At 28.7% G+C, this 13,585-nt stretch carries 11 protein-coding genes and 1 other annotated feature; of the genes, 2 read left to right on the top strand and 9 right to left on the bottom strand.

What is annotated here, in order from left to right:
• Positions 1 to 64: 64 nt before the first annotated feature.
• The 4 genes from ABCP60_RS01585 to asnS all read right to left on the bottom strand — a co-directional run bounded on the left by ABCP60_RS01585 (position 65) and on the right by asnS (position 2,578).
• The gene (locus ABCP60_RS01585) at positions 65 to 358 is read right to left on the bottom strand and encodes a rhodanese-like domain-containing protein (protein WP_092926775.1); all 294 of its coding nucleotides are present in this window, start codon (positions 356 to 358) and stop codon (positions 65 to 67) included.
• A 65-nt stretch (positions 359 to 423) separates the two neighbouring features.
• Positions 424 to 606 carry a hypothetical protein gene (locus ABCP60_RS01580; RefSeq protein ID WP_092926777.1) on the bottom strand — a complete coding sequence of 61 codons (183 nt, stop codon included), beginning with the start codon at positions 604 to 606 and terminating at the stop codon, positions 424 to 426.
• A gap of 224 nt (positions 607 to 830) precedes the next feature.
• Positions 831 to 1,019 (bottom strand): ferredoxin, encoded by a 189-nt coding sequence (locus ABCP60_RS01575; RefSeq protein WP_092926779.1) that lies wholly within the window; start codon positions 1,017 to 1,019, stop codon positions 831 to 833.
• 158 nt (positions 1,020 to 1,177) lie between these two features.
• On the bottom strand, positions 1,178 to 2,578 hold the full coding sequence (gene asnS, locus ABCP60_RS01570) for an asparagine--tRNA ligase (RefSeq protein WP_166505037.1): 1,401 nt from the start codon (positions 2,576 to 2,578) through the stop codon (positions 1,178 to 1,180).
• A 94-nt stretch (positions 2,579 to 2,672) separates the two neighbouring features.
• Positions 2,673 to 2,905: a binding site (T-box leader), on the bottom strand.
• 138 nt (positions 2,906 to 3,043) lie between these two features.
• Here asnS and ABCP60_RS01565 point away from each other — a divergent pair.
• Positions 3,044 to 3,436: a hypothetical protein gene (locus tag ABCP60_RS01565; protein WP_166505036.1), complete on the top strand. Its 393-nt coding sequence runs from the start codon at positions 3,044 to 3,046 to the stop codon at positions 3,434 to 3,436.
• Between the two features lie 36 nt (positions 3,437 to 3,472).
• Here the strand turns inward: ABCP60_RS01565 and cspC (ABCP60_RS01560) are convergent, their stop codons facing one another.
• The 5 genes from cspC (ABCP60_RS01560) to cspBA form a co-directional block, all read right to left on the bottom strand.
• Positions 3,473 to 5,155, bottom strand: coding sequence for a bile acid germinant receptor pseudoprotease CspC (cspC, locus tag ABCP60_RS01560; RefSeq protein ID WP_195236913.1), 1,683 nt, complete (start codon positions 5,153 to 5,155; stop codon positions 3,473 to 3,475).
• A 21-nt stretch (positions 5,156 to 5,176) separates the two neighbouring features.
• Positions 5,177 to 6,862 carry a S8 family peptidase gene (locus ABCP60_RS01555; protein WP_343101067.1) on the bottom strand — a complete coding sequence of 562 codons (1,686 nt, stop codon included), beginning with the start codon at positions 6,860 to 6,862 and terminating at the stop codon, positions 5,177 to 5,179.
• A gap of 117 nt (positions 6,863 to 6,979) precedes the next feature.
• A complete protein-coding gene (locus tag ABCP60_RS01550; RefSeq protein WP_334292232.1) occupies positions 6,980 to 7,183 on the bottom strand; it encodes a DUF3787 domain-containing protein in 204 nt (67 codons plus the stop codon).
• Positions 7,184 to 7,228: 45 nt separating this feature from the next.
• The gene (cspC, locus tag ABCP60_RS01545) at positions 7,229 to 8,914 is read right to left on the bottom strand and encodes a bile acid germinant receptor pseudoprotease CspC (protein WP_343101066.1); all 1,686 of its coding nucleotides are present in this window, start codon (positions 8,912 to 8,914) and stop codon (positions 7,229 to 7,231) included.
• Positions 8,915 to 8,938: 24 nt separating this feature from the next.
• Complete coding sequence (gene cspBA, locus ABCP60_RS01540; RefSeq protein ID WP_343101430.1) at positions 8,939 to 12,244, bottom strand: bifunctional germination protease/germinant receptor pseudoprotease CspBA; 3,306 nt, start codon at positions 12,242 to 12,244, stop codon at positions 8,939 to 8,941.
• A 158-nt stretch (positions 12,245 to 12,402) separates the two neighbouring features.
• Here cspBA and ABCP60_RS01535 point away from each other — a divergent pair, with 158 nt between their 5' ends.
• The gene (locus tag ABCP60_RS01535; RefSeq protein WP_092926793.1) at positions 12,403 to 13,494 is read left to right on the top strand and encodes an AI-2E family transporter; all 1,092 of its coding nucleotides are present in this window, start codon (positions 12,403 to 12,405) and stop codon (positions 13,492 to 13,494) included.
• The last annotated feature ends 91 nt before the right edge of the window (positions 13,495 to 13,585 follow it).

Below are 13,585 nucleotides of genomic sequence, written 5' to 3'. Positions count from 1 at the left end.
AACTTATTTATTGCTATACTCATATTATCAAGTATACTATAAAACTCTAGCTAAAAGCTAGAGTTTACAATCCAATTATTCCCTTTTCTAAATTATATAATTTGTTGAATCCTTCCATATGAAGTAGATTACATGCTGTTATACTTCTATGTCCACTTCTACAGTAAACAATAACATTTTTTTCTTTGTATTCTTCTAATTCATCTATCTCAAATAATAAATTATTTAATGGTATATTTATAGAGTTTTCTATATTATTCTCTTCATATTCTTCCCTTGTCCTTATATCAATTAATATAGTATCCTCTTTTTTCATTAATTCTTTTAATTTTTTATTATCTATATTTATATAAGCCATATTATCCTCCTTAAATCTTTAATCTATCTATTTAATACCCTGAATATTTTGTTAAAAACATTGTATTAATTAACTTTTCTAGATTTCATAAGCTTAATATGTCTTATTATAAATGATATTTCCATAGTTATAGCTGCACAACTTATAAGCCTTTGAACTATATCTGTTGTATCAACTGCATAGTTATAAAAATATATAATTAATAAAATATCTATTATCAACATTATATTGTCAAGTATCTTTATCATTTTGCCTCCAATTTTTATTATGATTAATAATTATAACATAAAATATAATCTATTTTTCTATATTTTATTAAATTAGGACTTATACTACTCATATATTATTTAGATAATTTGTTAAATTTTTCTGTATATAAAGTTCGCTTATATTTAGTAACGTGTAGATAATTCGATTTAAAGCCGAATAATAAAATTAAAAGCTTAGGATATTCCCTAAGCTTTTAATTTTACTATTCAATTGTTATTGCACTTACTGGACATCCTTCACATGCTTCTTGTGCACTTTCTTGTAAATCCTCACTTATTTCTCCTTCTATAGCTACTGCTAATCCATCATTATCCATATCAAATACTTCTGGGCATATTCCTACACATGCTCCACATCCTATACATACGTCTTTATCTACAAATGCTTTCATTTTAAAGCCTCCTATTTAATTTGTTTACATTATGTATATATCCATATTGTGATGGTCTAAACAGATTTTTTTATATAACTAATTTTTTATTTATTTTTTAAATATTATTATAATATAAAAAGCACTAAACATAAGTCTAGTGCTTTAATATATAAATATTAGAATTCAGCATTTTTAGGAGTTCTTGGGAATGGTATTACGTCTCTTATATTAGACATTCCTGTCATGTACATTATTATTCTTTCAAATCCTAGTCCAAATCCTGAGTGAGTAGCTGTTCCGAACTTTCTAAGTTCTAAGTACCACCAGTAATCTTCCTTGTTTAATCCCATTTCTTCTATTCTTTCTAATAGTTTTTCTTCTCTTTCTTCTCTTTGAGAACCTCCAACTATTTCTCCTACTCCTGGAACTAATAAGTCCATTGCTCTAACAGTCTTTCCATCTTCATTCATTCTCATATAGAATGCTTTTATGTCCTTTGGATAATCAGTAACAAATACTGGAGCTTTAAATATTTGTTCTGTTAAATACCTTTCATGTTCTGTTTGAAGATCATCTCCCCAATTAACTGGGTATTCAAATTCATGTCCGCTTTCTTGTAATATTTTAACAGCATCTGTATAAGTAAGTCTCTTAAATTCAGAGTTTACTACGTTGTTTAATCTATCTAATAATCCTTTGTCTATAAAGTTATTGAAGAATTCCATTTCTTCTGGAGCATTTTCCATTACGTAGTTTATTACGTATTTTATCATGTCTTCAGCAAGTTCCATATTGTCTTCTAAGTCTGCAAAACATATTTCAGGTTCTATCATCCAGAATTCTGATGCATGTCTTTGAGTAAATGAGTTTTCAGCTCTAAAAGTTGGTCCAAATGTATAAACATTTCTAAATGCAAGTGCCATTATTTCTGCATTTAATTGACCACTAACTGTTAAGTTAGCTTCTTTCCCAAAGAAGTCTTTAGAATAGTCTATATTTCCTTCTTCATTCTTAGGTATGTTGTTTAAATCCATAGTAGTTATTCTAAACATTTCTCCTGCACCCTCACAGTCACTTCCTGTTATGATTGGAGAATGTGCATACACGAAGTTTCTATCTTGGAAGAACTTATGTATAGCGTATGCTGCTAAACTTCTTACTCTAAATACAGCAGAGAAAGTGTTACTTCTTGGTCTTAAGTGAGCTATTGTTCTTAGATACTCTAATGTATGTCTTTTCTTTTGTAATGGATATGAAGAATCTGATTCTCCTTCTACTACTACTTTAGTAGCATGTATTTCAACTGGTTGCTTAGCACCTTCTGTTGATACTAATTCTCCTTCTACAAGTATTGATGAACTTATTGGTAATTTAGATATTTCTTTGAAATTCTCTAATTTATCTTCTGCTATTACTATTTGCATGTTCTTAAAGAAACTTCCATCATTTAACTCTATAAATCCAAAGTTTTTAGATGCTCTAGATAATCTTATCCATCCAGCTACATTTACAGTTTTACCTACATACTCTTCTTTTTTTCTGTACAAGTCTTTAATTTCTATAAATTCTTTTTGCATTTTGTTTCCTCCATATTTTATTTTTTATATTACTTATTTTATTTATTACTAAAATATTTATTATTTTGTATTAAAAAAGCCCTTCATCCCTATAAAAAGGGACGAAAGGCTGTTGCTCTCGCGGTACCACCCTAATTGCCAAAACTGGCCTCTTAGTAAGCATTGCTTATAGTCTGTAACGGGACTTCCCGTCTAAGTCTACTCTCTTTCAAGATTTCGGTTAGAAACTCCGAGATGTTCTTCAATATAAACTTCGTATTGAGCTTTCACCATCCTCAACTCGCTATGACTACCTTTTATATTTACTCTTCTCTTCACAGTCTATTATTGTTATATTATTTCAACTATTTAAAAAGATTATACCAACTTATATTTTTTTAGTCAATAATTTATTTTCTAAATAATTATCACAAATGTTTAATACTATATTTATTTATCAATAATATTAGCTAGGAGGTGCATTGCTTGAAATATCTATTTATATTTTTATTTATAATAACATTTATATCACCATCAGTTGATAAAGGATATTCTTCTAATATCATACGCTCATCTGTTTATAATTATATAACTTCTCTAGATAGAGCTAAAGATTATTTTGTAGAAAATGTTTCATTTTTTTCAAAGCTATCTAAATTAAGCTATAAAAAAGCATACGATAATGTCATGAAAGATAGAATATTAGTTAAACACTTAGTTTTATCCGGCGAGACTTTAGACGATATAATAAAAATTTATAATTCTGATATTGAGAATATTGAATATTTTAGATTAGTAGCTCTTAATGAAAATCCTGATACCATTTCCAAAGATTATCAAATATCTTATGGTGATTATATACTCGTTCCTAGTGAATAATTTATATTTTATGTAGACCTATTAAAATAGGTCTACTCATCTTAATATTTTAGCTAATTGTATAAATGTGTTTTTTAAATCAAGTACCCCATAACCTCTTGTTACATTTGGATATATATATAGATCTTTTTTTCTTGCTCCAAGCATTAAGTAAGTTTTTAAAACTTCTGTGAATAATAAATTTCGGCTAAATGCACTTTGACTTGTTATATATTCCATAAGTATAGCTACAACTCCACTTACCATAGAACTGCTTACTCCTGTACCCGTTGATGTGGTATAGCTTCCATTTTTAGATGGAGATATTATATCAACCCCTGGTGCTAATAAATCTGGCTTTATAGGTCTACCTCTTACCGGGCCTTTTGATGAACCTATCCATACACTATCAATCTTATCATCATATGCTCCTATAGTTATTGCATTTGAAATTGCACCAAACAAAGTTATGGTTACAAATGAATTTGGATCTGTAAATCTAGTATCGTTAGAGATTAAGTTTTTATTGGGTAAATACACATCGTACAATCCATCTATAATAAATTCTGGAAATAACCTTAAAGTCCATACTCCTGGTTTAACATTATTTAATTTTATTGTTAATTCTTGAGTCGCTGATTTTATCCAAGGATATAGATATCTAATTTCATAAGATGTATCTTCTATATTAAATTTACCTTTATATGTATAATCATCTGGAGCATATACAACTTTATAGCTTATTTCACCTGATGGTGATATTATTGAAGCTGCTATTTTATCAGGACCTGCAACACTTAATGTTATATCTAAATTTTTTTGCTCTCCAACTTGAATTGGTATATCTTGAATATCATCTATACTATTTATTTTTCCTTGGTAGTGTATATCAGTATTTCCTTCGTTTCCTGCCCCACTAACTACTATTACACCCCTTCCTCTTAAATCATTAAAAGTATCTAGTAATGTAGCTACTACTACAGACCTTGATCTTTCCCCTAAAGTTAAATTAATGATCATGTTTTTTTCTTCTTTTCTAGCTATATCTATAGCATATTTTACTCCTGCTAAGAAGTCTGATAGTTCATAATTAATTTTTCCTTCTTTATAAGTATCTTTATATGATTTTAACTTTATTACTAATAATTCACTATCTACTGCTACCCCTTTGTATTCTCTATTTAAGTTTCCCCTGCCACATGCTATTCCTGAAGCCACAGTACCAGTTCCAATATTATCTTTACTTAAACTTGGATCACTATTTCTTATATACTCATTTATAATATCTTTTTTAAACTCGCTTCCAAATAATAATCCTATTGGAGGGTTCCCCATTTGACTTTCTTGATCCCATATAGATACTATTTTTGTAGTACCATCTGAGTTTATAAAATCAGGATGTAGATAGTCTATGCCAGAGTCTATAATTGTAATTATACATCCTTTTCCTGATGTTTTTATATATGGGTTTTTATCAACATAATCAATACCTGATGCTATTTTTACACTTATTCCACTTTCTAAATTATCAGTTATATCAATTAATGAACTCATAGGTACTGATGGTATCCAATCTGATATGCTTTTTATACTTTTTAATGTCTCTTCTTCAAAACTTTCATCAACATAAATTGATGCTATTTGATTATTTAATATAATATATTTATCTATGTTATATAAATTTAAATCAGTCTCTAAACGTTCTAAATTATCATAAACAATCACATATGATTTTTCCATATAAATATATTCTCCCTAAAATTACCTTAATTGTTCAAACAATCCTCTTATATCTAACTCTCCATATCCATAACTATAATTAGGATATACAACATCTTGATTTCTTCTAGCTCCTGCAGTTAGATATGTTCTTATCTTTTGTACGAATGCTTTATTTTCATAATTCCCATTTACTTGTATATATTGAAGAAATAATGCGACTGCTCCTGATGTGTATGCCGATGCTATGCCAGTTCCTGTCCCTGTTGCATATGTTTTATTTATATATGGACCTATTATATTTACGCCAGGTGCTACTATATCTGGCTTTAACAATGATTCTATGGTAGGTCCTCTTGATGATGGTGCCCATAGACTATTATTTATAGTATCATATGCTCCTACACTTATTACATCATCTAATGTAGATGGATAGTTTATTGTACTTGATGGGTCACTCTTTGAAAATTTAGTTCCTGGTTTGATGAATTTTCTATTTTCTAGGTACATATTATATATTCCATTTGTTATATATGCTCCTATTAATCTAATTTTCCAAATTCCTCTTTTAACATCAGTTAAATTTATTACTGTTCTTTGCTGGCCTGAGTAAGAAAATGGATACGAAAAAGATATTGTGTATCTAGTATTTTCTAAGTTAAATAATCCACTTATAATATTGTAATCAGAAACAAAAGCAACCTTACTTTCATCTCCACTTGGAGATATTATATATAAATCGATTTTATCTGGTCTATTTACCCATAACTCTATATTTAAAATTTCCTCATCTTCCTCTACGTCTATCTCTACATCTTGTGTTTCCCCATTGAATTCAATTTTTCCTGATGCATGCGTCTGTGTATTACCTTCATTTCCTACTGCTATTACTTGGCATAATCCATGCTCAAAAAACAACTTATCTGTAGAAAGCCTAGAGCTCATCCCTACTAAACTATTATTTCCCAAAGAAACATTATTAACAAGAGGTTTTCTTTCTTGTCTCGCTTTTTGATACATATATTCCATGGCCGCTATTAAATAGCCATTATTATAATCATTTTCTATTTTCTTTAATTTTACTATTATTAGATCTGATTCTTCTGCTACTCCTTTATACTTAGGGTTTATATTTCCTAATCCTGTGCATATTCCACTTATCATGGTTCCTGTACCTTCTTCATCTACTGATAAAGAAGCATCTTCTTCTAAAATTGCTTTATTTATATCTTCTCTGTTATATTCTGTACCTATATAAAATCCATTTGGTGCTTTTCCTTCTTTTGTTTGATCCCATAGATATAAAATTTTAGATGTTTTATCTGGATATATAAAATCTGGATGTAGATAATCAATCCCAGAATCTGCAATACCAATTATAACTCCTTTGCCACTTATTGATATATTAGGGTTATCTTTAATAAAATTTGCACCTATATCTTCGTTAGCCACAACACCATTAAAAGTTCCTAGATTTATATTTATTAATGATGCTAATCGAATACTAGGTTCTAATCTATATAACGATTTTATATCAATAACATCACTAATATCACTAATATCACTAATACCATTAAGTTCATTATTCTCCGCGAATAATATTCCAAAGTTTTCTGAAATTTTTTCAAACTTAAATTTATCTCCAAATTTTTTTAAATCATCTTCAAAACCTTCTCCATAAATCACATTTCCTACTAAAGTGTAATTTGCTCTAAATTCTTTTTTCATAGTATTTATATCACCCCCATATATGTCAATATTTTATTATTAAAAGTTTCTAAATAAAATTTTTTAATCATCTTTATAAAAAAGTATGCTTTAAATTCTTAAAGCATACTTTTTTTATTATAATCTACTTCCATTATCAACCCACTCTTTAGCATTTTCTACATTATTTAAAGATGGGATTGATACATTAGTTACTTCTTGTAGTTCCTGTGTATTTGCCCAAGCAGCTGTGCTCTCTTGATTTGTTGGCCTATTTGATTTTAATCTTTTGTTATTTTCTCCACTTAATGCTTTACTTTTTTCATTTTGCAAAACTATCACCTCTTTTCATTTTTAGTTTTTGCATTATTTCTTATAAAATACGCTTTATTCAAAGTTATTTGAAATAGAAATAATGGTATCTTTGAGATTTAAAACTCCATATCCTTGAGATACATTTGGAAATGTATATATCTCATTCTTAGTCGCACCAAGCATTAAATATGTTTTTAACTGTTGAGTATATAATGCTTCTTCATACTCATTAGTTTGTTCTTTTATAAACTCCATCATTAATGCTAATACTCCACTTACTACTGATGAACTTACTCCAGTACCTGTTGCTGTATTATATGATTTGTCTTTGTATGTGGAAATTATATCAACACATGGTGCTATTATATCTGGTTTTATCCCACCATTTTTTATAGGTCCTTTTGATGAACCTATCCATAGGCTATCAGTCCTTCCATTGTATCCACCTATTGTTATTACACTTTCTTGTGTTGCATACATAGTTAGAGTTGCTACTGAATCTGGATCTAGAAATCTAGTATTTTCAGACATTAAATTTTTATTTGGCAAATATAAATCATACTCACCTCTAATTATAAATTCAGGTGCAAGTCTTACATTCCATATACCAGGCTTAACGTCTAGTAGTCTTATTATTAATTCTTGATGTCCTGATTCTAGCCATGGATAAGTAAATTTCATTTCATAGGCTGTGTCTTCTAAGTTAAACTTTCCTCTATATACGTAAAAATCTGGAGAATACATTATTTGATAGCTTACTTCTCCGCCTGGAGATATTATTGATGCCCCAATCTTATCTGGACCAACTGCCACTATTGTTATGTCTAAATTTAACTGTTCTCCTACTTGAATTGTTATATCATTTTTTTCTTCTAAAGATGTAATTATTCCTTGATAATGTATATCTGTATTTCCTTCATTTCCTGCACCACTTACTACTATAATTCCTGGTTTATCTATATCCGAAAATGTTTCTAACATAGTAAGATTTACTATTGATTTTGACATAAGACCTACTGTAAGATTTATTATTAATTCTTTTTTCTCTTTTTTAGCTATATCTAAAACATACTTTATTGCAGCTAAAAAATCTGTTTTTTCATAATTTGTTGTACCTTTTTTGTATCTATCTTTGTATTCTCTAAGTTTTACTATTATTAGTTCACTATCTACCGCCACACCTTTATATTCTCTATTTAACCTTCCATTGCCTGATGCAATTCCAGCTGCCATTGTTCCTGTGCCTATATTGTCTTTAGTTAATGTATCATCATTTTCTTTTATAGCTTGATTTATTTCATCTCTTGTAAATTCACTTCCATATAATAATCCTTTTGGAGGATTTTTTTTCATACTTTCTTGGTCCCATATCGATACTATCCTTGTTGTACCATCTAAATTTATAAAATCTGGGTGTAAGTAATCTATTCCAGAGTCTATTATAGCTATTAATATACCTTTTCCTGTAATATTTATATACGGATTTTTATAAATATAATCAGTTCCAGCAGCGCTAGTAGTACTTTCTCCTTCACTCATATTATTTGTTATATCTATTAATGAACTCATTGGAGCTGAATTTTGCCACCATGCAATAGTATCTATTTTAGTTAATTTTAATTCATCAAAATCTATAGGAACATATATTACTAATATAGTATCATTTAATATTATATATTTTTCTATTTGATTTTTTAATAAATCATTTATTACTTCATCTAAACTACCTTGATACACTATAATATAAGATTTTTCCACAGTGATTTTACTCCCTATCTAACTTTATTTTAATTGATTAAACATTCCAATTATATCTAGCTCTCCATATCCATAACTTTCATTTGGATAAATTATTTCCTTATTTCTTTTTGCACCTGCCTGAAGAAAAGTTCTTATCATTGTTGTGAATGATTTTTGTTTATAATAGCCTTCAACTAATGTGTACTGTAAGTAAAAACTAACAGCTCCAGATACATACGCAGCTGATGCTGCAGTTCCAGTTATAGTGGCATACTTATTATCTGGGTATGTTGATATTATGTTTACCCCTGGAGCTATTATGTCTGGCCTTAACAAACCATTTATAGTTGGTCCTCTTGAAGTAGGTGGCCATAAACTATTATTTATTATGTTATATGCTCCTACTGATATAACATCACTATATGTAGAAGGATAATTTATAGTATTATTTGGACTTGAATCTCTAAACTGAGTCCCTGGTTTTATAAGCACTCTATTTGGTAGATATATATTATAGATTCCATTACTTATGTATTCTCCTCTTAATCTAATCTTCCATACACCTTTTGTTACATTCTTTAGTCTTATTATAGTTTTTTGCTGACCTGAAAACGATGTTGGATATATATAAGTTATTGCATACCATGTACCTTCAAAATCAAATATTCCCGTTACTTCATTAAAATTTTCAACTTCAATGAACTTACTTACTTCTCCACTTGGTGATATTACTGCTACACTAGCCTTATCTGGTTTATTTATCCATAAATTAATATCAAGAAATTCTTCATCTTCAGCAAGTTCCAATTCTATATCTTGCTCATCTCCATTAAAATTAATCACTCCTGTAGCATGAGTTCTAGTATTGCCTTCATTTCCAACTGCAGATACAAGGCATACTCCTCTACTAAATAATGGTGTATCTGATAATATCCTCTGTGTAGCTCCTACTACGTCATTACTTCCTAAAGATATATTTATTACCAAAGGCATTTTCGCTTCTGCTGCTTTTTTATAGGCATAATCCATCGCAGCTTCTACAAGTGCATTATTATAATTTCCATCAATTTTTTTTAGTTTTACGATTATCAACTCTGCATCTGGAGCTACACCTTCATATCGTTTATCTATATTTCCAAGTCCTGCACATATACCACTTAACATTGTACCTGTTCCCTCTTCATCTACTGACAAAGACTTATCATTTTCTAAAATTGCTTTATTTATTTCTTCTCTTGTATATTCTGTACCTATATAAAACTCATTTGGTGGTCTACCATCTTTAGTTTGATCCCATAAATATAATATTTTAGATGTTCTGTCTGGATATATAAAATCTTCATGTAAGTAATCTATTCCAGAATCGATTATAGCTATTAATACACCTTTACCGGTTAAATTTATATTTATATTATCTTTAAAAAAATTTGCACCAATTTCCTCTGTGGCTACAACTCCGTTCTCTATCCCTCTAGTTATAGTTCCTAGTGAGTTCATTGTTATTATAGGTTCTGAGGTTTTATAAGAGCTTAAACGTTTTATTGTACTAATCTTATTTTGTTCTCCTAAAGGTATCATTAATATTCCATTTTTATCACTTATAGGATAAAACTTATAATTTAAATTTGTTTTTTTTAATTCTTCTTCAAATCCAGGTCCATGAAAAATTTGAATATATGTTTTTATATCGTCTGGAATTTCTAGTCTTCTAAGCTTTTTCGCTTTTTTTTTATTACTTCTATATAAAAAATCGTATTCATTATTCATTTGAGACATACTACTCAAATCTACATTTGATAAATCAAAAAGGCCGTATCCCATAGAGTTATTTGGGTATCTATATACAGGGTTTCTTCTAGCTTCCTTTATAAGAAATGCTCTTAACTTTTGACCATAAAAAAATAAATCATTTCTATTTACAATTCCCCATTCCATTAAGAGCGCTGCCGAGCCAGTCACATGTGGAGTAGCCATACTCGTTCCTGTTAAAGCACCTAAACTCCCACCTGGTAATACTGATAGTATATCTTCTCCTGGAGCTAGTAAGTCTGGCTTAATTACATTTCTTTCTATATCCCCTTCTCCTGAGAATACAGATACATTGTCAGTTCTTGAGTTAAAACTTCCAACAGTTATTACCTTACTTGCAGTTCCTGGAACAGTTACAGTCAAATTTTTATCTGCACCTAAAAATCTAGTATCTTTGCTTATTCCTTCTGACGTTGGTAGGTATATATTTACATTTCCTACGACTACATCTATAGGCGTAAATACCAATTTCCATATTCCCGCATTTATAAATGTATTCGATGTCATTTGAAGAGTAACCCTTCTTATAAGAGAATATGGTGCTATAGGGTAAAAGTATCCTTTTATTCTAGTTGCACCTATTATATTTCTTATTTCTCCTGATGTTAATGATATTTCTTGCGTTTTAGCGTTAGATGGACTTACCAACCTAACACTAAAATTATCAATAAAGTCAGGCCATATATTTATATTTAGTATCTTTTCTGAATCACCTACTACAAATTCAACTTCAACTTCTCTATCTTGCTTTATGTTTATATTTCTATGTCCGCCTTTGTCTGCATTATTTCCAGCTGCAACAACTATATTATTCTTCCAAAATGAACACATATCATCTATATATTGTTCAAATAACGATAATCCTCTATGAGATCCTTCATTACTACCATAGCTTATATTTATAACAATTGGCATTAATAGTTCTAATGCTTTATTTAATACAAATTTTATAGCCCTCATAAACTCTGTACTTCTAGAAAAAACATCAGTTGATCTATTTCCAACTCTTACAACTATTAATTTAGCTTCATTTGCAATTTGAGCGCATATCCCTGCTACATGAGTTCCATGGGCACTAGTTGCAGATACCGGTATTATCTTTTCTCCTCTTATTGCACTATTTATATCTTCATTTGTATAAAGAGTACCATTTCTAAATCCTTCTGGAGGGTTTCCTTGTATTGATTGGTCCCAATAATAAAGTATTTTTGAATTTCCCTGATTATCTTTAAATACATCTAAATTGTAATCTATCCCCGAATCAATGATACCTATTATTGTTCCTTTTCCACTTAGATTATTTAAATTCTTAAACCTAGTTATTCCAGTTCTCGAAAAACTTTGTACATCTTGAGTGGTTAATATAAATGGTTTTTCTATAAATACTATTTGAGGATAATTAAGTAGCGCATCAATTTTTTCTGCACTATCAGCTGTTATTATGGCGTAGTTATATTCTAAAATTTCTACGAATACCCCTAATTCTTGTTGTATAAACGAAATATCTCCATTATATCTGACAATTACTTCAAATTCGATAAAAACACCCCCTATGCTTATACCTATATTTATTTTTGCTATTTCTAATATTTATAATATATATGTATGTATTTATGCTAAATTTATTGTATAATACATATATTGATTTATTTTAAATCAATTAAGATAAAATATTAGATTAGAAAGGATGTATTAATTTGAAAAATAAAAAAATTAATCTAAGTCTCGTACTTACATTAGTAGTTTCTTATATAATAATAAAACTTATAGATAATTATCAGTACTTCTTAGGTATTTTGAAAGTTTTATTTTCGCTTTTAACTCCATTTGTTATAGCATTTGTATTAGCATATATATTCACTCCTATTGTTAGTTTCTTAGAAAATAAGTTTAAGATTAAAAGGATATTTGCTTTATGTATAACATATGGATTTTTACTTCTTATAATAGGTTCTTTCATATTCATTACAGTACCTATATTAATAAGTAGTTTAGCAGATATAATAAGTCAAGTTCCTTTATATGCTGAAAAGACTCAAACTTTTCTTATACAGATTGGTGATAGCTTAAAAAATGTTGATCCAAATACTTTAAAATCAGTAGGAGATAAACTATTTTCTGCTATGCCACAAATAAGTAATTTACTAATAGGATATTTAGGACAAGTATTTTCAACTACATTCTCGATATCTAAATTTATTGTACAATTTGTATTAGCGTTTATAATATGCTTTTACATTATTCTCGAAAAAGAAGATTTCTTTTCATTTTATAAAAAGACTCTAAACGTAATATTTGGTCAAAAGTTTTGTAATTTAACTTTAGATATTGGAAGTACCTTAAACGAAAATATAGGTAAATATTTCACAGGAAAAATAATAGATTCTGCTATAGTTGGTTTAATATCAGGTATAGGTCTTCAGCTTATTGGGTCTCCATATTCTTTATTATTTGGAGTTTTAATGGGAGTTACAAACTTAATTCCTTATTTTGGACCTGTTATTGGTATGACACCAGTCGTATTAATAAATATATTTTATAACCCTAGTATAGCAATATTTTCATTAGTATATTTAATGCTAGTTCAACAAGTTGAGATTGCCTTTATAGAACCTAAAATAGTCGGTGGTCAGCTAGGGCTTAGTCCATTTTTAACTATACTTGCTGTAACAATTGGTGGCGGTTTTTTTGGTATACCAGGTATGATTTTATCAGTTCCTATAATGGGTGTTATAAAGATATATCTTAATAAATTTTTTGATTATAAACAAAATCAACTAAATATATAAAAAATGAGTAGCATATGCTACTCATTTTTTATATATTTACTGTTTATGTATAAATTAATTACGATATTGTAATCATAAGTAACAGGGGTGT

Origin of the sequence: Romboutsia sp. MSSM.1001216sp_RTP31141st1_G3_RTP31141_220114 (genome assembly GCF_039031195.1) — a bacterium.
Classification (GTDB): Bacteria; Bacillota; Clostridia; order Peptostreptococcales; family Peptostreptococcaceae; genus Romboutsia_C; species Romboutsia_C hominis.
This window is presented reverse-complemented; position numbering and strand designations above follow the sequence as displayed.

Coding starts and splice junctions, on each gene's coding strand:
- ABCP60_RS01585 (WP_092926775.1), bottom strand. CDS start 358: ATGGCTTATATAAATATAGATAATAAAAAATTAAAAGAATTAATGAAA.
- ABCP60_RS01580 (WP_092926777.1), bottom strand. CDS start 606: ATGATAAAGATACTTGACAATATAATGTTGATAATAGATATTTTATTA.
- ABCP60_RS01575 (WP_092926779.1), bottom strand. CDS start 1,019: ATGAAAGCATTTGTAGATAAAGACGTATGTATAGGATGTGGAGCATGT.
- asnS (WP_166505037.1), bottom strand. CDS start 2,578: ATGCAAAAAGAATTTATAGAAATTAAAGACTTGTACAGAAAAAAAGAA.
- cspC (WP_195236913.1), bottom strand. CDS start 5,155: ATGGAAAAATCATATGTGATTGTTTATGATAATTTAGAACGTTTAGAG.
- ABCP60_RS01555 (WP_343101067.1), bottom strand. CDS start 6,862: ATGAAAAAAGAATTTAGAGCAAATTACACTTTAGTAGGAAATGTGATT.